The sequence below is a fragment of the Rubellimicrobium aerolatum genome (assembly GCF_017872975.1).
Classification (GTDB): Bacteria; Pseudomonadota; Alphaproteobacteria; order Rhodobacterales; family Rhodobacteraceae; genus Rubellimicrobium; species Rubellimicrobium aerolatum.
This window is the reverse complement of sequence record NZ_JAGGJP010000004.1, coordinates 130,178-149,572: the sequence shown is the minus strand read 5'-3', so window position 1 is coordinate 149,572 and position 19,395 is coordinate 130,178. Positions and strand designations below refer to the sequence as shown.

Here is a 19,395-nt window from a genome sequence, read left to right as displayed (position 1 = left end):
TGATATAGGACCGCGCGCCGCCTGTCTCAACGGGTCGCCGCCCCGGCCACGCGGGCGAAGATCGCGACGGGCAGGGGCTCCGCCGCCTCGCGCGCCAGCGCCCTGTCGTCATCGTTGCCGACCCAGACGCCGACCACGATCTCCCCCGCGATCCCCACGAACCAAGCGTCGCTCCCCTCCGGGCTGAGGCCCCCCTGGCCCGCGACCTCCAGGCCCGGCACCGCCGCCCCGCGCGCCGCCGCCGCCGCCCGCAGCAGCCCGAGCATCGGCGCCTGCGTCCGTGCGAGCGTCGTGGCCTCCCGCTCCTCCGCGCCCGACACCGCCAGCGCGCCGCCCCCGCCCGCCAGCGCCTCGATCCCCGTCGCCCGCACCGGGGCGCGCCCCAGCGCCACCGCCGCATAGGCCTCGGTCAGGTCAAGGAGCGAGACCCCCGCCATGCCCAGCGGCAGCGCCGGCACGTCCGGGAGGTCGCCCCCGATCCCCAGCCGCCGCGCCACCGCCACCACCTCCCCCAGACCCACCCGCTGCCCGACCCGCGCGGCGGCGTAGCCGTAGCGGCCCGCGAAGGCTTCCCGCAGCGTCGCTTCGCCATGGCCCGCGCCCAGCTCCGCCCCGGGCGGCAGGCCGGGGATCTCCATCGGCGCGTCCGACACGGGGTCGCCCGGCCCGGCCCCTTCGACCAGGGTGCCCAGGTAGGGGACCAGCAGGAAGGCCGGCCCGGGCGCGCGCCGCGCGTCGGCGGCGCGGTTGAACTGGCTCGCACGATGGTCCACCCCGCCGACCATCGCCCGCACCCGCCCGTCCGGCGTCATCGCCACCACCGCCGCCTCGCTCGCCCCCGCCGCCACGCCGCCCGCCGCCAGCACTTCGCGCACCGCCCGCTCCGCCTCGGCCTGCAACCCTGCGTCGATGGTCGCCACCGCCGCCCAACCCCCGGGCGCGGCCAGCCCCCGCAGCTCCCGTGCCAGCCAGTCGGCGTAGTGCCCCCCCACCCGCGCCACCGGCCCGAGCCCCTCCAGCGCCGCCAGGGCCACCGCCCGGGTCTCGCCGTCGATGCGCCCCTGCTCCTCCATCAGCCGGAGCACCAGCGCCGCCCGCTCCCGCGCGGCGGGAAGGTCGGCCAGCGGGTTCACGGCCGAGGGCGCGCGGATCGAGGCCGCCAGCAACGCCGCCTCGGGCAGCGTCAGGGCCCCCAGGTCCTTGCCGAAATAGGTCTGCGCGGCCGCCGGCATCCCCCAGGCCCCCGCGCCCAGATAGACCGAGTTCAGATAGAGCTCCAGCACCCGGTCCTTGCCGACCTGGCGCTCCAGCAGCACCGCCAGCACCGCCTCCTGCAGCTTGCGCGCCAGCGTCCGCTCCGGCCCGAGATACAGGGTCTTCGCCACCTGCTGGGTGATCGTGCTGCCACCCTCCACCACCTCCCCGGCCCAGAGGTTCCGCAAGGCGGCGCGGAGGATCGCGCGCGGGTCGATCCCTCCATGCGCGCGGAAGCGCCGGTCCTCCACTGCCAGCACCGCCTCGGTCAGGACGGGCGGCATCCCGGCCAGCGCCACGGCGGTCCCCCGGCGCGGCCCCTGCGCCACCACCGGCAGGCCCCCGGCGGTGCGGACGGCCAGGGTCGGCGGCACGCCCGCCGGCTCGATCGGCGCCACGGGCAGGTCGCCCAGCAACGCCCCGAGCAGGAGCAGCATCCCCGCCGCCCCGGCCGCCATCAGCAGGAGCCCCCCGGCGAGCCAGCGCCCCGCCCGCCGCAGCGCCCCCGCGCGCGGCCGCCCTTCTCGCGCCGGCTCCTCGATGACCGGCCAGTCGGGCGGCGCGGCAGGCGCCTCGGCCGCAGCCGGGCCAGGGATCTCGGGGGGCGGGGCAGGGGGCGGCTCGGGCGGCGGCTCCGGCTCCGGCGCTGGCGCGGCCTCCGCTGGCCCGATCCCCAAGGGCGGCGCCTCGGCCGGCCGCCGCGCCGCCGCCTCCAGCGCCCGCCGCATCGGCGAGACCTCCGCCCGGCCCGACACCTCCCGCGCCGGCCCGTCGCCCGTCTCCGCCGCGCCGGATCGCGCCACCTCCCGCGCCGCCCGCTCGGCCGCCCGCCGCGCCTCGTCCTCCCTGAGCCGCCGGATCAGCGCGCTCGTCGAATGGGCCCCCGCCTCGCCCCCGCCCTCGACGGGGCTCCCGGCCTCCTCGCGCCGTCCCGTCGCCGCGCGGGCCAGCGCCGCCTGGAGGCGCGACAGGTCGGGCGGGCCGGGCGGGGGATCGTCGGGGGCCATGGGACCGGGATGGGGACAGGGAACCGCGCAACCGTATCGGCCCGGCGGCCCCGGTCAACCACCCCCTTCGGAGGAGCCCTGTCATTCCGCGCCGTTCGCTTTAGGATCGAAGGCGAAGCCCCTTGGAATCCCTCGATGCACGCTCCCTACGCCTGCCTGCCCGCCCACAGCCGGGGCCGCCTCCACCCCGAGGAGGAGAGCCATTTCCGCACCCCGTTCCAGCGCGACCGCGACCGTATCATCCACGCGAGCGCCTTCCGCCGTCTCAAGCACAAGACCCAGGTCTTCATCGAGCACGAGGGCGACTACTTCCGCACCCGCCTGACCCACTCCATCGAGGTCGCGCAGGTCGCCCGCACCGTCTCCGCCGCCCTCGGCCTGAATACCGAGCTGACCGAGGCCGTGGCGCTGGCCCACGACCTCGGCCACCCCCCCTTCGGCCACACCGGCGAGGACGCGCTGAACGAGCTGATGGTCCCCTACGGCGGCTTCGACCACAACGCCCAAGCCATCCGCATCGTGACCAAGCTCGAACGCCACTACGCCGAATGGGACGGCCTGAACCTCACCTGGGAGACGCTGGAGGGCATCGCCAAGCACAACGGCCCCGTCCCGCGCCCCGCGCCCTACGCCCTGGAGGAATACAACGCCGTCCAGGACCTCGAACTCTCGACCCATGCCAGCGCCGAGGCCCAGGTCGCCGCCCTGTCCGACGACATCGCCTATTCCCACCACGACCTGCACGACGGCCTTCGGGCGGAACTGTTCAGCACCGACGAACTGGCCGAGCTCCCCGTCCTCCACGACAACTTCGCCGAGGTGGACCGCAGATATCCCGGCCTCAACTACTACCGCCGCCGCCACGAGGCGCTGCGCCGCTTCTTCGGCGTGCTGGTCGAGGACGTCATCACCCTGTCCCGCCGGACGCTCGCCGAGGCGGACCCCCACGGCGTGGACGACATCCGCCACGCGGGGCGCATGATGATCCGCTTCTCGCCCGCGCTCTGGGACGACCTCAAGGTGATCCGCACCTTCCTGTTCCACCGGATGTATCGCGCCCCCAAGGTGGTCGAGATGCGCCAGGCCGTGACCGGCGTGGTCCGCGACCTGTTCCCCTTCTTCATGGCGCACCCGGACGAACTCCCCAAGCAATGGCGCAAGGACGTGGCCGAGGCGGCGGACGAGGTGGCGCTGGCGAGGATCGTCGCCGACTACATCGCCGGCATGACCGACCGCTTCGCCATCGAGACCCACGCCCGCCTGCTGGGCAGCGACATGGTGGACCGGACGCGGGCCTTGAGGGGATAGGCGTAGGGTGCGCTCCGGCGCAGCTTCGAACGGTCGAGGGCACAGGGCTGGTGCCCCGAGGCATCTTCACATTCGTTGCGCGTTCCGACCCCGGAAACCGGCGAGGCCCTCCCTGATGCGGTCTCCCTTAGTCCCTGCTCACGCCGGGAAAGGACCCGACGCCCATTCCGGCCTCCGCGACGGAGCCCCCGAATCAGCCGGCCCCGTCCGTGCCATCCCCTCCGGGGGGTGTTGCGCGAATCGGCCCCCGAGCGTTCGTTGGCCCAGCCCTTCCTTAACCCTTGTCCGTCATGATAGGGCCCGACGCCGAACCGCGCGCCGATCAACTCCGGGGGGACCCTTCGCCATGAACCTTTTCGCCGACATCCGTTCCCTCGTCCTCGACGCCGTGGACGGGCTCGCGCGCGAGGGCCGCCTGCCGGAGGGCCTGCCGCTGGACGCCATCGCCGTGGAGCCGCCCCGCGACCCCGGCCACGGCGACATGGCCACCAACGCCGCCATGGTCCTGGCCAAGCCCGCCGGCCAGAACCCCCGCGCCCTCGCGGACCAACTGGCCGAACGGCTGCGCCACGACCCCCGCATCCTGTCGGCCGAGCCCGCCGGCCCCGGCTTCCTCAACCTCCGCCTCGCGCCCGCCGTCTGGCAGGGCGTCGTCCGCGCCGTCCTCACCGACCCCGCCTTCGGCCGCTCCACGCTGGGGCAGGGCCGCCGCGTCAACGTCGAGTTCGTCTCGGCCAACCCCACCGGCCCCATGCACGTCGGACATACGCGCGGCGCGGTCTTCGGCGACGCCCTCGCCCGGCTCCTCGCCTTCGCCGGCTGGGACGTGACGCGCGAATACTACATCAACGACGGCGGCGCGCAGGTGGACGTCCTCGCCCGCTCCGCCTTCGAGCGCTACCGCGAAGCCAACGGCCTGTCGCCCGAGATCGCCGAGGGGCTGTATCCCGGCGACTACCTCGTGCCCGTGGGCGAGGCGCTGAAGGACAAGTACGGCGACTCCCTCCTGAACGCCCCCGAATCCGAATGGCTGGTCGCCGTCCGCGACCTCGCGACCCAGGCGATGATGGAGATGATCCGCGCCGACCTCGCCCTTCTTGGCGTGCAGATGGATGTCTATTCGTCCGAGAAGGCCCTCTACGGCACCGGCCGTATCGAGGAGGCCATCGGCCGCCTCCGCGCCCAGGGCCTCATCTACGAGGGCACGCTGGAGCCCCCCAAGGGCAAGCTCCCCGAGGACTGGGAGCCGCGCGAGCAGACCCTCTTCCGCTCCACGCTCCACGGCGACGACGTGGACCGCCCGGTGATGAAGTCCGACGGGTCCTGGACCTACTTCGCCCCCGACATCGCCTATCACTACGACAAGACCCAGCGCGGCTTCGACCTCCTCGTGGACGTGTTCGGCGCCGACCATGGCGGCTACGTCAAGCGCATGAAGGCCGCCGTCGCCGCGCTGACGAACGGCCGCGTCCCCATCGAGTTCAAGCTGATGCAGCTCGTCAAGCTGATGAAGAACGGCGAGCCGGTGAAGATGTCCAAGCGGTCGGGCACCTTCGTCACCCTGCGCGACGTGGTGGAGGAGGTGGGTCCCGACGTGACCCGCTTCGCCATGCTGACGCGCAAGAACGACGCGCCGCTCGACTTCGACTTCGACAAGGTGACCGAGCAGTCCAAGGACAACCCTGTCTTCTATGTCCAGTACGCCCACGCCCGCGCGCAGTCGGTTCTGCGAAAGGCCGCCGAATCCGGGATCGACGTGGGGGCGGACGCACTTTCCTTGGCGGACCTGTCGCGCCTCGGCCACGAATCGGAGCTGAAGGTAACCCGCGCGCTGGGCGAATGGCCCCGCCTCGTGGAGATCGCGGCCAAGGGCATGGAGCCGCACCGGATCGCCTTCTATCTCTACGACTTGGCCTCCGACTTCCACTCGCTCTGGAACCGGGGCAACGACGACCCCTCCCTGCGGTTCCTGCAGGAGGGCGACGCGGACACAACCCGCGCCAAGATCGCGCTGGTGCGGGCGGTCGCGGTTGTCATCGCGCAGGGCCTCGGTATCCTTGGCGTGACCCCGGCGAACGAGATGCGCTAGAGGCGCGCCGCACCGGGCCCACGAGGCAGACGACGCCCCCGTCCAGAGGGGCGCGAGCAGAGCGAGAGGCACGGCATGGCTGATTGGACCGCCAACTCCAGTTTCGGCGCGCTCGGCGCGACCCGCGACCAGCGGGCGCCCCGCGACGCCGCCCCCGGCGCGGCCCCGATCAAGGCCCCGAATCCGGTCCCACGTGCCGAGCGATCGGCACCTGAACGATTCGGGCCCGACCGCCCGGCGCCCTCCATCACGGGCCCGGCGGCCGCGTCCTCGCCCGCTCCGGCCTACGCCGCGCTGGCCGAGTTCAACGCGAGGGAGGGCGGCCCACTCGCCAAGGCGCGGCTCGCTGCCTGGGCGGCCGGTGGCGCCCTGTCCGTCGCGCTCGTCGCCGGAATCGGGATCTGGGGCTACAAGCTCGTCTTGCGCGAGGTGCTGGGCCTGCCGGTGGTCGCCGCCGCCGAAGGCCCGCTACGGATCGTCCCCGCCGACCCGGGCGGCGAGGTCGTGCCCTCCCAGGGGCTCGCCGTGAACGCCATCCCCGCCGCCGGCACCGCCGCGCCGCCCTCGGACGTGCTGATGCTCGCGCCGCCCACGCCCGGTCTTTCCAAGGAGGATCTGGAGGTCGCCCAGACCACCGCCGAGGCCGGCGAGCGGTTGCCCGCCGAGGTGGCCCCGGTGCCGACCGGCCAGGGGTCCATCATCCCCAGCGGCCGCCCGCTCACGCAGGACGAGGTGCTGGCCTTCGCCGACCAGGTCTCGGCCGCCACCGCCGATGCTCCGGCCCCGACGCCCGCCGCCGCGCCTGCGACGGCTGCCCCTTCGGCCATCGTGATCCCGCCCGCGCCACCCACCGCCGATGCGGTTCCCATGGACGCCCCCGCCCCGCAAGCCACAGTCACCGTCGCGCCCGAGGACGCCGTCGGCGCCGCGCCGGCCCCCGACACCGTGGCCGTGATCCCCGCCAGCGTCCCAGGCGTCGCCACCGCGCTCCTGCCCCGCACCCGCCCGGCGACCCTCGCCGCAGCGCTCGCCGCTCCGGCCCCCGCCGCCGAGGCCGCTCCCGCGCCCGAGCCGGTTGCCACCTCCACCGTCGCCGCCGGCACCCAGATGATCCAGCTCGGCGCCTACGACTCGGCCGAGATCGCCGCCTCCGAATGGCAGCGCCTCAGCGGCGCGTTCGGCGCGCTCCTCGGCTCGCGCACGCAGGTCATCCAAGAGGCCCAGAGCGGCGGCCGCACCTTCTTCCGCCTGCGCGCCACCGGCTTCGCCGACCGTGCCGACGCCCGCCGCCTCTGCGCGGCGCTGACGGCGGACGGCGCGGACTGCATCCCGGTCACGGCCGACTGATGCCTGGGGCCGCGATCCTCGGCGTCGGGGGTCCCGCCCTCGACGATTGGGAGCGCGGCTTCCTCCGCGACGCCGACCCCTGGGGCTTCATCCTCTTCGCCCGCAACGTGGAGAACCCCGTCCAGCTCCGCCGACTTACGGCGAGCCTGCGCGAGGCGGTGGGCCGTGACGCCCCCATCCTGATCGACCAGGAGGGGGGCCGCGTCCAGCGCCTTCGCCCGCCCTTCTGGCGCGACTACCTCCCCGCGCTCGACCAGATGCGGCAGGCCGCCGATCCTCTGCGCGCCCAATGGGTCCGCAATCGCCTTATCGCGGCCGAGCTCCACGACGTCGGCATCGACGTGAACTGCGCCCCCCTGGCGGACCTCGTGGAGCCCGACACCCACCCCGTCCTCCTCAACCGCCTGTATGGGTCGGACGTGCCCACCGTCACCGCCGCCGCCCGCACGGCCGCCGAGGCGATGCTGGCTGGCGGCGTCCTCCCCGTCCTCAAGCACGTCCCCGGCTACGGCCGCGCCGTCGTGGACAGCCACCTCGACCTCCCCCGCGTCTCGGCCCCCCTCGCGGACCTCGAATCCCGCGACTTCGCCCCCTTCCGGGCGCTGCGCGACCTGCCCATGGCGATGACCGCCCACATCGTCCTCGACGCCGTGGACCCCGACCGTCCCTGCACGACCTCGCCCGACGCGATCCGCCTCATCCGCGACCGCATCGGATTCGACGGCCTCCTGATGACCGACGACATCGGCATGGAGGCGCTCTCCGGCACCATGGCCGAGCGCGCGACGGCCTCCCTCGCCGCCGGCGTCGACCTCGTGCTCTACTGCAAGGGCGAACGGCCCGACCTCGAACGGGTCGCCTCCGTCACCCCGCCCCTCGCCGGGGCCGCCGAGTCCCGCGCCGCCCGCGCCCTCGCGCTCCGCCGCCCGCCCGTGCCCGCCGACACCGCCGCCCTGGTCGAGGAGCTGGCCGACCTCCTGCCCGAATCCGCATGACTGGATCGGCCTAGATGGACGGCACGGCCCTCGCCCCCGCGATCCCCGAGACGCTGGTCGTGGACGTGGACGGCTTCGAGGGGCCGCTGGACCTCCTCCTGACCCTCGCGCGGAGCCAGAAGGTGGACCTGCGCGAGATCAGCATCCTCGCCCTCGCCCGCCAGTATCTCGCCTTCATGGAGCGCGCCGCCCGCCACCGGATCGAGCTGGCCGCCGACTACCTCGTGATGGCCGCCTGGCTCGCCTACCTGAAGTCCCGCCTCCTCCTCCCCGAGGAGCCCTCGGAGGAACCCCCTGCCGAGGACCTCGCCCGCGACCTCGCCCTCCGCCTCGCCCGGCTGGAGGCGATGCGCGACGCCGCCCGCCAGCTTCTCGACCGCCCACGCCTCGGCCGCGACCGTCTCGCGCGGGGGCAGCCCGAGACGGCCGAGGACACCCGCCGCACCGAGTTCACCGCCAGCCTGCACGACCTCCTCTCCGCCTACGCGCGCCTGCGCACCCGCGACGACTTCCGCCCCTTCGCCTTCGACCGCGTCGGCGTCTACACCATGGAGCAGGCGCTCGACCGCCTCCGCCCGCTCATCGGCGATTGGGCCGACTGGAACGACCTTCGCGACTGGCTTCCCCCGGGCTGGGCCGAGTCCGGCTCACGCCGCCGCGCCGCCACGGCGGCCACCTTCGCCGCGGCCCTCGAACTGGTGCGCGAAGGTTTGGCCGAGATTCGCCAGGACGCCGACTTCGCCCCCATCCACCTCCGCGCCCGCTCCGCCCCATGATTGCAGACGCCATGATTCCCGAGCCCCGAGATCTCGCGCCCGAGGAGATCGACCGCATGGTCGAGGCGATCCTCTTCGCCGCGCTCGCGCCGCTGACCGTCGCGGAAATCGCCGAGCGTCTGCCCCCCGGCTGCGATCCGCGCCCGGCGCTCCTGCGGCTGCAGGGGACCTACGAGGGCAGGGGGGTTAACCTCCTGCGCGCTGGTGGAACCTACGCCTTCCGCACCGCGCCCGACCTTCGCCACCTCCTGGTGCGCGAGGTGGTGGAAACGCGCAGGCTCTCCCGCGCGGCCATCGAGACGCTGGCCGTGGTTGCCTACCACGGCCCGGCGACTCGTGCCGAGATCGAGGAGGTCCGGGGCGTCTCCGTCTCGCGTGGCACGCTCGACCAGCTCGTGGAACTGGGCTGGGTCCGCCTCGGACGCCGCCGTCCCACGCCCGGCCGCCCCGCGACCTATGTCACCACCGACGCCTTCCTCGACCACTTCGGCCTGGAGAGCCCCGCCGACCTTCCCAACCTCGCCGACCTGAGGGCGGCGGGATTCCTGGGCGATCCCACGGTGCAGGAGGCGCTGTCGCTCCCCGATCCGAAGCCTTGAGGCGCATCGCGGCGCAGGCGCTCGGGACCGCCCCAAGCTCCGCCACCTGCTTCGTGGCACGCCGGGTTCAGGCCGGCGCCTCGACAGCGGAGCCGGTTCCCGCTAGGACCCGCCGCCATGGTTGTGCGGATCAATCAAGCTGGCCAGACGGCGCGGCGACGCGCCGATCCCTGGTCCCTGGCGGCCTTGGCCATTGCGTCGCTGGTGCTCCTGCCGGTGCTGTCGGTGTTCTGGATCGCGGGCCAGGGTGGCTGGGACATCTGGCCCCATCTGCTGTCGACGACGCTGCCCCGCTACGCGGCCAACACGCTGGTCCTCATGGTCGGGGTGGGCCTCCTCACCTCGGCCGTCGGCACGGGGGCGGCCTGGCTGGTGACGCTCTACCGCTTCCCGGGACGCGACTGGCTGCAATGGGCGCTCCTGCTGCCCATGGCCGTGCCGGCGTATGTCGGGGCCTATGCCCTCGTCGATTTCCTCGAATACTCCGGTCCCGTGCAGATCGCCCTTCGCTCCGTCTTCGGCTGGCAGTCGGCGCGCGACTACTGGTTCCCCGAGATCCGCACGCGCGGCGCGGCCATCCTGGTCCTGTCCGGCGCCTTTTACCCCTATGTCTACCTCCTGACCCGGGCGGCCTTCCGCGAGCAGTCGGGCGCGGTCTACGAGGTCGCGCGTGCGCTGGGGGTCGGACCGGTCGCCCGCTTCGTCCGCGTGGGCCTGCCTCTCGCCCGTCCCGCTATCGCCGCCGGGGCGGCGGTGGTGATGATGGAGACGGTGAACGACTTCGGCGCGGTGGACTACTTTGCCGTGCAGACGCTGACGACCGGCATCTTCTCGATCTGGTTGCAGGCCGGTAACCTGGCCGGGGCGGCGCAGATCGCCGCCTGTGTCCTCGTGCTGGTCGTGGCGCTGGTCACGCTGGAGAAGGCGAGCCGCCGCCGTGTCCGCACCCACGGCTCGGCCCGGGCGCTCCGGCCCGTCGCGGTCCAGGCGCTGTCGGGTTGGCAAGGCTGGCTCGCCATGCTGGCCTGCCTCCTGCCGTTCGGAGGCGGATTCGTCCTGCCGGCGGGCGTTCTCCTGGCCAACTCGCTCGATGCGGAGCAATGGGTCGAGCCCGGGCTGCTCCGGGCGCTGTGGCACACGCTTGCCGTGGGCCTGACCGCGTCGGTCCTGTGCGTGGCGATGGGGGTCGTGATGGTCTATGGGGCACGCCTGTCCGGACGGCGATTGCCGGTTCTGCTGCTTCCGGTCACCGCCATCGGCTACGCCGTCCCGGGCGCAGTGCTCGGGATCGGGATGCTGATCCCGCTGGTCGCCCTGGACAACACGCTGGCGGACGGTGTGCTTGCGCTCACCGGGACGGACCCGGGATTGCTGCTGACGGGCACCTCGGCGGCGCTGACCTTGGCCTATGTGGTCCGCTTCTTCGCCGTGACGCAGGGGACGGCGGACGCCACCCTGGCCCGGATCTCGCCCTCGCTGCCGATGGCCTCGCGGTCGCTCGGACGAACGGCGGGCGGGACGCTGCGGGCCATCCACCTGCCGCTAGCCCGAGCTTCCCTGGGTTCGGCCCTGCTCCTCGTCTTCGTGGACTGCGTCAAGGAACTGCCTGCCACGTTGCTGCTCAGGCCGTTCAACTTCGAGACGCTGGCGACGCGCGTGCAGGCCAAGGCCAGCCTCGAAGCCCTGTCCGAAGCCGCGCCCGCGGCCCTCACCATCACCTTGGTCGGCCTTGCCGCGACGATCCTCCTGGCTCGCAGCACGCGCTGATCCTCCATCCCCGATGCTGGGGAGCCAGCCTCGGGGTGATCGCGCCACCGGCAGCAATATCCTGGGACGGTCAGCGGCTCCGCTCCATCCCGGTCCGGTGCCGGCCAGTCCGCGCCGTTGGGATGTGAAGGGCAGGAGAGCTAAACCCGGCGCCCTTGCTTCGAAGGGAACACCAACCGATCCAACCGACGCATCCCCGCCGGTGAACCCCCAGCGTGTCACGCTTGCATCGCGGGGAGCCGCATCGTAGTCGCATGGGCGGCCCCCATAGCTCAGCCGGTAGAGCAGCTGATTTGTAATCAGAAGGTCGGCGGTTCAAGTCCGTCTGGGGGCACCACGAACACGGGGGCGGGCCAAGTTTTCCAAGCCCGAAACCGGTGATCCTGTGAGGGCGGAGTCGATGCGGCGCAGCGAAATTCCAAAGCCGTAGGCGCATTCACGGTGTGGACACGCGCGTCAGATCGGTCGCGCCCCGACGACATCCAGAACGCCTGAGCCTATTCAGCCGCCCAGGCTACGGGAACGAAGCCGGGCACCTCGTGGTGATTCCGCTGGCCGCGTTCGGCTTCCGCCCGGGCAGCCAACAGGGCCGCCACCGTGCCGACCGATCGCCACGCGGCAGGGAAAGTGTCCTCGGCCTCGACCGTGATGTTGTCCTTGTTCATCATTTGTTCTGACACCTTCCCGTTTGAGCTTTCACGAGCGGTGCGGCGGGCCCAAAGGCCCGGCGCTCAGTAGGTGCGGATCAGGCCAACGAGGCGGCCCTGCACCTTCACCCGATCCTCGGTCAGGAGGCGGGTCTCGTAGGCCGGGTTCGCGGCCTCCAGCGCCACCATGCCCTTCTCGCGGCGGATCCGCTTCAGCGTCGCCTCCTGGCTGTCCACCAGGGCCACGACGATGTTCCCGTTGTCGGCGACCGTCGTCTCGCGGATCACCACGACGTCGCCGTCGTTGATGCCGGCGTCCTTCATCGAGTCCCCTCGCACCTCGAGAGCGTAATGCTCTCCCGTCGAGAGCATCGACTGGGGGACCGCGACATGCCGGGCGACCTCGCTGATCGCGGCGATCGGGACGCCCGCGGCGATGCGGCCCATCACCGGGATCTCCTCTGCGCCCCCGCTGTCGAGACCCCTCGCCGTCCGCGACGAAGAGGCGCGGTCGCCGGCGATGACCCGGGGCGTGAAGCCGCCCCGGCCGCTCCGCTCCGCCAGGATGTCCGGCATCTTCACGATCTCCAGAGCGCGGGCGCGATGGGGCATTCGCCGGATGAAGCCCCGCTCCTCAAGTGCGGTGATCAGGCGGTGAATTCCCGACTTGCTTCGCAGGTCGAGCGCTTCCTTCATCTCGTCGAAGGAGGGTGGCACGCCGTCGCGCTGGAGGCGCCGGTCGATGAACTCCAACAGATCGAGCTGTTTCTTGGTCAACATCCGGACAACCTCAGAGCTAGCTGCCTATGTTCTGGGGGCGTTCCCGTTTTGTGTCAAGCCGTTCCCTCAAAACGAAACGAACTCGACCTCCTGACCGGCCATCAGGGCGGGTGAGGAGGGCGGCTGCACGATCAGCCCGTCGGCCTCGGCCAACACGCTCAGCAGCGAGGAGTCCTGCCGGTCGAACGGGGCGACCGTCCCATCGGGGGCGCGGCGCCCGCGCAGGTAGTGCTCGCGCGGGCCGCCCGACGGCAGGGGAGCCGCCAGGGTCACGCGCTGGCGCGGCGCGGGGCCGGCCGGCAGCCCCATCAGGGCGCGGACGACCGGGCGCAGGAAGATCGCCCCGCAGACCATCGCGGAGACAGGGTTCCCCGGCAGCCCGAGCAGCATCGCCCCGTCCGGCATCCGCCCGGCGAGCAGCGGCTTGCCCGGCCGCATCGCGACCTTGTGGAAGTCGATCTCGGCCCCCGCCGCCCGAACGGCGGGCGCCACGAGGTCGTGGTCGCCGACCGAGGCCCCACCGATGGTCAGCACGAGGTCCGCGCCTCGTGCCAGGTCGAGGGCGAAGGCCAGCGCCTCGGGGCGGTCGGCGGCGATCGGCAGGACACGAGGCCGCGCGCCCTCGGCCAGCAGCATCGCCTGGAGGCCAAAGGCGTTGGCGGCGAATATCTGGTCGGGGTTGGGGTCCTCGCCGGGGAGGACCAGTTCGTCGCCGGTGGACAGGATCGCGACCTCGGGCCGGCGGGCGACGGCGACCCGAGATCGCCCGAAGGCGGCGATCAGGGCGATGTCGGCGGGCGACAGGCGACGGGGCGGCCTCAGCGCGGCGCCAGCGGCGAAATCGTTCCCGCGCGGGCGCACGTGGCCGGCGACGGCCGTGGGCGAGAGCGCGATCCAGCCCTCCTCGCGGGTCACCTCCTCCTGGATCACCACGGCCTCCGCCCCCTCGGGGAGCGGCGCGCCGGTGAGGATGCGCGCGGCCTCGCCCGGGCCGACCCGGCCGGCGAGGCCGCGCCCGGCGGCGGCTTCGCCGACGATCCGCAGGCGCGCGCCGGGACGGGCATCCGCGGCGCGCAGGGCGTAGCCGTCCATGGCCGAGGCGGCGAAGGGCGGCTGGTCGCGCAAGGCCGTCGCGGGGCGCAGCAGGACGCGGCCCAGCGCCCCGGAGAGCGGCGCTTCCTCCTCGCGCGGCGGGGGCACCAGGGCGAAGAGCCGGTCCAGCGCCTCGGCGACCGGGATCACGGCATCTCGTGGCGGCCCGAGGCGCCGCCATCCTTGAGCCGGACCCGGACCCCGCCGATGACCATACCTTTGTCGGCGGCCTTGAGCATGTCGTAGAGCGTCAGCGCCGCGACCGAGACGGCGGTGAGCGCCTCCATCTCCACGCCGGTCCGGCCCGTCGTGCGGACGGTCGCCGCAAGGCGGACGCCGGGGATCGCGTCGTCGGGGTCGAGGTCGAGCGCCACCTGCGACAGCGGCAGCGGGTGGCAGAGCGGGATCAGGTCGGCGGTGCGCTTGGCGGCCATGATGCCGGCGATGCGCGCCACGCCCAGGGCGTCGCCCTTGCCGACCCGGCCCTCGCGCACCAGCGCCAGCGTCGCGGGGGCCATCGCCAGCACCCCTTCCGCCACCGCGATCCGGGCGGTCTCGGGCTTGGCGGAGACGTCCACCATCCGCGCCGCGCCGTCCTCGCCGAAATGGGTCAGGCTCACAGCCCGCCCGCCGCCGACATGGGCGAGGCGAGCAGCCGGCGCGTCGCGGCGGCCACGTCCTCCTCGCGCATCAGGCTCTCGCCCACGAGGAACGCTCGGGCGCCGTAGCGGGCGAGGTCGGCCAGGTCCTGCGGCGTGGACAGCCCGCTCTCGGCGACGATGGTGCGGTCGGCCGGGACGTGGCGGGCGAGCCTCCGCGTCACGTCGAGAGAGACCTCGAAGGTCTTGAGGTCGCGGTTGTTGATGCCGATGAGCGGCGAGGCGAGACGGGTGGCCCGCTCCAGCTCGGCCTCGTCGTGGACCTCGATGAGCACGTCCATGCCCCAGTCGCGGGCGGCGGCTTCCAATTCGGCGGCCTGGGCGTCGGACAGGCTGGCGAGGATGAGGAGCACGCAGTCGGCGCCGAGGCCGCGGGATTCGGTCACCTGCCAGGGATCGTAAAGGAAGTCCTTGCGGAGGACCGGAAGCGTCACGGCGGCGCGGGCGGCGACGAGGAAGGCGTCGGCGCCCTGGAACGACGGCGCGTCGGTCAGGACCGAGAGGCAGGCGGCGCCCCCTTCGGCATAGGCGCGGGCCAGCGCCGGCGGGTCGAAGTCGGCGCGGATCAGGCCCCTGGAGGGCGAGGCCTTCTTGATCTCGGCGATCAGGCCGTAGCCCTTGCGCGAGGCTTCGGCCAGCGCCCTGGCGAAGCCTCGGGGAGCGGAGGCGGCGCGCGCCTCGGCCTCCAGGTCGGAGAGCGGGAGCGCAGCCTTGCGGGCGGCGATCTCCTCGAGCTTGTAGGCGCGGATGCGGGAAAGCGTGTCCATGAACGGACACATAGCGGGGGGGAGGAGGGTTGGAAAGGCGCTCGGGATTCGGCCCCCAGGGGCTCTGCCCCTCGCCCCTTCGGGGCTTCACCCCGGGATGCTTGGAGCCAAAGAAGGGGGGGAGTCTCGGACAGACTAAATCCCCGCGAGGCCTCCGGGTTCACTCCCGGGCTCGCGGGGACCAGGGGCGCGCGAGCGGGAGCACCGGCCGCTATTTAGCGGGCTGGGTCCAAGGGCATCGAGGGCGGAGGCGTGCCGGAGGCTGCGTCTCTCCCACCCTGGCCGGATATCTGGCCGCTCCTGGCCCATCGCGTGTGTCTCGCGCCCGGCCTTGTCGGGGCCGGGCTCGCTCTTCGTCTCTCGTCTCTCCTTTCCGCCCCCCGCCGTCGGGGCCGGCCGGCCGCCCCTGCGGGAGGGCCGGGCCGTGCGGCGGGGGAGCCGCTGCGTGTGGTCGTGCGAGGGAGAGAATCGCACGGAAGCGTTAACCCGGAGTGTCAGCAACGAACGGTCGGGCGCGATCCGCGCAACACCCCGAAGGGCCGTGCCACGCGCGAAGGTGAGTCGGAACTGGGAGGCGCCCCAGCGCGGGACTGGATGCGGGACGGGCCGCCCGCTCCACCGGCGCGGCCGTGGCGGGCGGAGGCCCGCCCGGCGGGACAGCACGGGGCCGCACCGGGCGCGCGCCGCGCCGCTGCGCGCCTTGGCCTTCTTTGGCTCCAAGTATCCCGGGGGGAGGCTCCGCAGGAGACGGGGGGCAGAGCCCCCCTCGGCGGTGGACGCGGGGGCCGCCCTGCGTCAGAGCGCGCGCCAGCCGATGTCGCGGCGGCAGAAGAGGCTCGGGGCCTCGATGCGGTCCAGCATGGCGTAGGCGCGGTCGCGGGCCTCGCGCAGGGTGGAGCCCCGCGCTGTGACGTTGAGGACCCGGCCGCCCTTGGCGACGAGGCGGCCGTCGCTCTCCGCCGTGCCGGCGTGGAAGACCATGGCCTCGGAGGTCTCGGGGAGGGCATCGAGGCCCTGGATGATGCCGCCCGTCTCGGGCGTGCCGGGGTAGCCGTGGGCGGCCAGCACGACCGTCAGGGCGTGGTCGTCGGCCCAATGGGCCTGGACCTCCGAAAGCCGCCCCTCGGCGCAGGCCTGGATGAGGTCGAGCGCCTGGCCGCCGAGGCGCATCATCAGCACCTGCGCCTCGGGGTCGCCGAAACGGACGTTGTACTCGATGAGCTTGGGACGGCCGTTGTCGATCATCAGGCCGGCGTAGAGGACGCCCTGGTAGGGGGTGCCGCGCCGGGCCATCTCCTCCAGCGTCGGTCCCACGATCTCGTCCAGCGCCCGCTTCTGGACGGAGTCGGACAGGACGGGCGCGGGGGAGTAGGCGCCCATGCCCCCCGTGTTGGGTCCGGTGTCGCCCTCGCCCACGCGCTTGTGGTCCTGAGCGGTGCCCAAGGGGAGCATCGCCGTCCCGTCGCAGAGGACGAAGAACGACGCCTCCTCGCCGGTGAGGCATTCCTCGATGACGACCTGCGCCTCCCCGTCGGCGAAGATCGCCTCCAGCGCCGCCACGGCCTCGGGGACCGTCTGCGCCACCGTCACGCCCTTGCCGGCGGCGAGGCCGTCGGCCTTGACGACGATGGGCGCGCCCTCGCGCTCGACGTGGGCCTTCGCCTCGGTGAGGTCGGAGAAGGCGGCCCAGGAGGCGGTGGGCGCGCCACAGGCGTCGCAGACCTCCTTGGTGAAGCCCTTGGAGGCCTCCAGCCGCGCGGCCTCCCGCGAGGGGCCGAAGACCAGGAGGCCGGCGGCGCGGAGCCGGTCGGCGACGCCGGCGGCGAGGGGGGCCTCGGGGCCGACGATCACGAGGTCCACCGCGTTCTCGCCGCAGAAGGCCGCCACGGCGTCGCCGTCGAGGATGTCGAGCGCGGCGCATTCCGCGACTTGCGCGATCCCGGGGTTGCCGGGCGCGGCGATCAGCCGGTCGCATTTCGGGTTCTGCTTGACGGCCCAGGCCAGCGCGTGCTCGCGGCCGCCCCCGCCGAGGATCAGGATGTTCATGGCGGCGGCTCCCCCGGTTGGCCTCAGATGCCGGGCGTTCTAAGGTGGCAGGCCAGAGCCCGCAAGGATGCCGCCCGATGGACCTCCTCGACGACGACGCCCCCCCGCGCCGCCCCAACGTGCCGGAATACTCGGTGTCCGAGATCTCGGGCGCGGTGAAGCGGATGGTGGAGGGGGAGTTCTCGTTCGTGCGCGTGCGCGGCGAGATCGGGCGGGTGTCGCGCCCCAGTTCGGGGCACCTCTACTTCGACCTGAAGGACGGGAACTCCGTGCTGGCGGCGGTGTCGTGGAAGGGGCAGGCGGCGCGGCTGTCGGCGCGGCCCGAGGAGGGGATGGAGATGGTCGCCGTCGGGCGGCTGACGACCTTTCCGGGGCAGTCCAAGTATCAGATGATCGTGGACGACCTCGCCCCCGCCGGGGTGGGGGCGCTGATGGCGCAACTGGAGGCCCGGCGGAAGGCGCTGGGGGCGGAGGGGTTGTTCGATCCCCAGCGCAAGAAGCGGCTGCCCTATCTGCCGGACGTGATCGGGGTCGTGACCTCGCCCTCGGGGGCGGTGATCCGCGACATCCTCCACCGGCTGCGCGACCGCTTCCCGCGCCGGGTGATCGTCTGGCCGGTGGCGGTGCAGGGCGCGGCCTGCGCGCCCGAGGTGGCCCGCGCGGTGCTGGGCTTCAACGCGCTGCCCCCCGGCGGGCCGATCCCGAGGCCGGACCTCCTGATCGTGGCGCGCGGCGGCGGGTCGATTGAGGACCTGTGGGGCTTCAACGAGGAGATCGTCGTGCGGGCGGTGGCGGGGAGCCGCATCCCCGTCATCTCGGCGGTGGGGCACGAGACGGACACGACGCTGTGCGACCATGCCGCCGACCTGCGCGCGCCGACGCCGACCGCCGCCGCCGAGATGGCGGTGCCGGTGCGGGCGGAACTCGTGGAGCGGGTCGCGGTGCAGGGCGCGCGGGGCGGCCGGGCGCTGCGCTTCGGGGTGGAGCGGCGGCGGCAAAGGTTGGGGGACTTGGGCCGCGCGCTGCCGAGGGGCGAGGCGCTGGTCGCGGGGGCGCAGCAGCGGCTCGACTTCCTGGCGGCGCAACTGCCGCGCGCGCTGCGGTCGGTGACCGAGCGGCGGCGGGTGAAGCTCGCGGACCTGCGGCTGGGGACGGGGGTGCTGGTGCGGAGCCTGCGGGCCGAGCGGCGGCGGCTGGAGGAGGCGCAGCGGGCGCTCGCCCCGGCGCTGGCACGGACGGCGCGGGATGCGCGGCGGGAGTTGGACGATCTGGGCGCGCGGCTCGACCGGGCGCAGGCGGCGCGGGTGCGGTTTCGGCGCGACGTGCTGGGGCGGGTCGCGCCCCGGCTCGACCCGGTGGCGCGGCGGGCGCTGGCGGGGAGCCGGGCGGACTTCGGGCGCGTGGCGGCGGGGTTCACGCCGGACCTGCCGCTGGCGCGGGTCGCGCGGCTGGGCGAGCGGCTGGATGCGCTGGACCGGCTGCGCGAGACGCTGGGCTACGAGGCGACCTTGCAGCGCGGCTTCGCGGTGGTGCGGGGCGACGGCGAGGTGGTGACGAGTGCCGAGGCGGCGGCAAGATCCGCGAGCCTGGAGATCCAGTTCGCCGATGGCCGGCACGTCGTGGGCCAGCGCCCCGCCGCGCCCACCCCCAAGAAGCGCGCCCCGGAGCCGCCGCCCGAACAGGGAAGCCTGCTCTAGGCCCTTCTTTGGCTACAAATATCCCGGGGTGAGGCCCGAAGGGCCGAGGGGCGGAGCCCCTCCCCTGTGCCCGTCAGACCCCCGCGCCGCCGCAGACCAGCGCGCCGCCGTCCTCCACCTCGTAGAGGACGGACCCGCCCGCCGCGTCGCCGGAGGGGCCGTCGCCCAGGTAGTCGGCGCGCAGGCCGTCGCCTTCGCGGAAGATGCGCCAGCACTGGGGCTCGATGTCGCCCTCGTAGTCGAAGCAGATCGCGGGCGAGGAGGCCGGGCCCTGCTGGCGCCAGGTGCCCTCCACGCAGTCGTCCGAATCGGCGAAGGCCCAGGTGACGCGGCGGTTGGGGAAGTAGTGCTCGATCCCGTAGGGGGTCTGGCCGGGCTCGCCGTAGGTGAGGGTGCGGCCGGTGACGATGGCCTCGAACTCCTCGGCGGTGAGGGCCTGCTGCGCGGCGGCGGGGCTGGCGAGGAGAAGGAGGAGGGCTAGGGCGCGCATGGGGCGGAGCCTGCCAGAGCCCGCGTGGACGCGCCAGTGCCGCGAGGGGGCTCGGCGAAACCGTGCCTTTGCAAG

At 73.6% G+C, this 19,395-nt stretch carries 16 protein-coding genes and 1 tRNA gene; 9 read left to right on the top strand and 8 right to left on the bottom strand.

Annotated elements, in window-relative coordinates; genetic code table 11:
- Positions 1–26: 26 nt before the first annotated feature.
- Positions 27–2,261 (bottom strand): transglycosylase domain-containing protein, encoded by a 2,235-nt coding sequence (locus tag J2Z33_RS06450; protein WP_209839081.1) that lies wholly within the window; start codon positions 2,259–2,261, stop codon positions 27–29.
- A 135-nt stretch (positions 2,262–2,396) separates the two neighbouring features.
- On the opposite strand from J2Z33_RS06450, the gene J2Z33_RS06445 reads away from it, so the two are divergent.
- From J2Z33_RS06445 to J2Z33_RS06410, 8 genes are all read left to right on the top strand, one after another.
- On the top strand, positions 2,397–3,569 hold the full coding sequence (locus J2Z33_RS06445) for a deoxyguanosinetriphosphate triphosphohydrolase (RefSeq protein WP_209839078.1): 1,173 nt from the start codon (positions 2,397–2,399) through the stop codon (positions 3,567–3,569).
- A gap of 346 nt (positions 3,570–3,915) precedes the next feature.
- Positions 3,916–5,658, top strand: coding sequence for an arginine--tRNA ligase (gene argS / locus J2Z33_RS06440; protein ID WP_209839077.1), 1,743 nt, complete (start codon positions 3,916–3,918; stop codon positions 5,656–5,658).
- Positions 5,659–5,733: 75 nt separating this feature from the next.
- Entirely contained in the window at positions 5,734–7,005 is a 1,272-nt protein-coding gene (locus J2Z33_RS06435; protein WP_209839074.1) for an SPOR domain-containing protein, read from the top strand.
- Positions 7,005–8,000: a glycoside hydrolase family 3 N-terminal domain-containing protein gene (locus J2Z33_RS06430; protein ID WP_209839072.1), complete on the top strand. Its 996-nt coding sequence runs from the start codon at positions 7,005–7,007 to the stop codon at positions 7,998–8,000. Before J2Z33_RS06435 ends, J2Z33_RS06430 begins: the two co-directional genes overlap by 1 nt.
- 14 nt (positions 8,001–8,014) lie before the next feature.
- On the top strand, positions 8,015–8,776 hold the full coding sequence (locus tag J2Z33_RS06425; RefSeq protein ID WP_209839070.1) for a segregation and condensation protein A: 762 nt from the start codon (positions 8,015–8,017) through the stop codon (positions 8,774–8,776).
- Positions 8,777–8,787: 11 nt separating this feature from the next.
- Positions 8,788–9,375 (top strand): SMC-Scp complex subunit ScpB, encoded by a 588-nt coding sequence (gene scpB, locus J2Z33_RS06420; RefSeq protein ID WP_245218615.1) that lies wholly within the window; start codon positions 8,788–8,790, stop codon positions 9,373–9,375.
- A 117-nt stretch (positions 9,376–9,492) separates the two neighbouring features.
- Positions 9,493–11,142, top strand: coding sequence for an ABC transporter permease (locus tag J2Z33_RS06415; protein ID WP_209839066.1), 1,650 nt, complete (start codon positions 9,493–9,495; stop codon positions 11,140–11,142).
- Positions 11,143–11,403: 261 nt separating this feature from the next.
- Positions 11,404–11,479: transfer RNA gene (locus J2Z33_RS06410), tRNA-Thr, on the top strand.
- 160 nt (positions 11,480–11,639) lie between these two features.
- On the opposite strand, the gene J2Z33_RS06405 is transcribed toward J2Z33_RS06410, so the two are convergent.
- The 6 genes from J2Z33_RS06405 to purD form a co-directional block, all read right to left on the bottom strand.
- Positions 11,640–11,810, bottom strand: a complete 171-nt coding sequence (locus J2Z33_RS06405; RefSeq protein WP_209839064.1) for a hypothetical protein — start codon at positions 11,808–11,810, stop codon at positions 11,640–11,642.
- A gap of 63 nt (positions 11,811–11,873) precedes the next feature.
- Positions 11,874–12,569: a transcriptional repressor LexA gene (gene lexA, locus J2Z33_RS06400; protein WP_209839061.1), complete on the bottom strand. Its 696-nt coding sequence runs from the start codon at positions 12,567–12,569 to the stop codon at positions 11,874–11,876.
- A 66-nt stretch (positions 12,570–12,635) separates the two neighbouring features.
- Positions 12,636–13,811: a molybdopterin molybdotransferase MoeA gene (locus J2Z33_RS06395; protein WP_209839059.1), complete on the bottom strand. Its 1,176-nt coding sequence runs from the start codon at positions 13,809–13,811 to the stop codon at positions 12,636–12,638.
- On the bottom strand, positions 13,808–14,281 hold the full coding sequence (moaC, locus tag J2Z33_RS06390; protein WP_209839058.1) for a cyclic pyranopterin monophosphate synthase MoaC: 474 nt from the start codon (positions 14,279–14,281) through the stop codon (positions 13,808–13,810). Before moaC ends, J2Z33_RS06395 begins: the two co-directional genes overlap by 4 nt.
- A complete protein-coding gene (trpC, locus tag J2Z33_RS06385; protein WP_209839056.1) occupies positions 14,278–15,087 on the bottom strand; it encodes an indole-3-glycerol phosphate synthase TrpC in 810 nt (269 codons plus the stop codon). The genes moaC and trpC overlap by 4 nt, the downstream gene beginning before the upstream one ends.
- Positions 15,088–15,882: 795 nt before the next feature.
- Positions 15,883–17,133 carry a phosphoribosylamine--glycine ligase gene (gene purD, locus J2Z33_RS06380; protein WP_209839054.1) on the bottom strand — a complete coding sequence of 417 codons (1,251 nt, stop codon included), beginning with the start codon at positions 17,131–17,133 and terminating at the stop codon, positions 15,883–15,885.
- Between the two features lie 77 nt (positions 17,134–17,210).
- Here purD and xseA point away from each other — a divergent pair, with 77 nt between their 5' ends.
- Positions 17,211–18,830, top strand: coding sequence for an exodeoxyribonuclease VII large subunit (xseA, locus tag J2Z33_RS06375; RefSeq protein ID WP_209839052.1), 1,620 nt, complete (start codon positions 17,211–17,213; stop codon positions 18,828–18,830).
- Between the two features lie 73 nt (positions 18,831–18,903).
- Here xseA and J2Z33_RS06370 read toward each other — a convergent pair whose 3' ends face one another.
- A complete protein-coding gene (locus J2Z33_RS06370; RefSeq protein ID WP_209839050.1) occupies positions 18,904–19,320 on the bottom strand; it encodes a hypothetical protein in 417 nt (138 codons plus the stop codon).
- Positions 19,321–19,395: the final 75 nt, after the last annotated feature.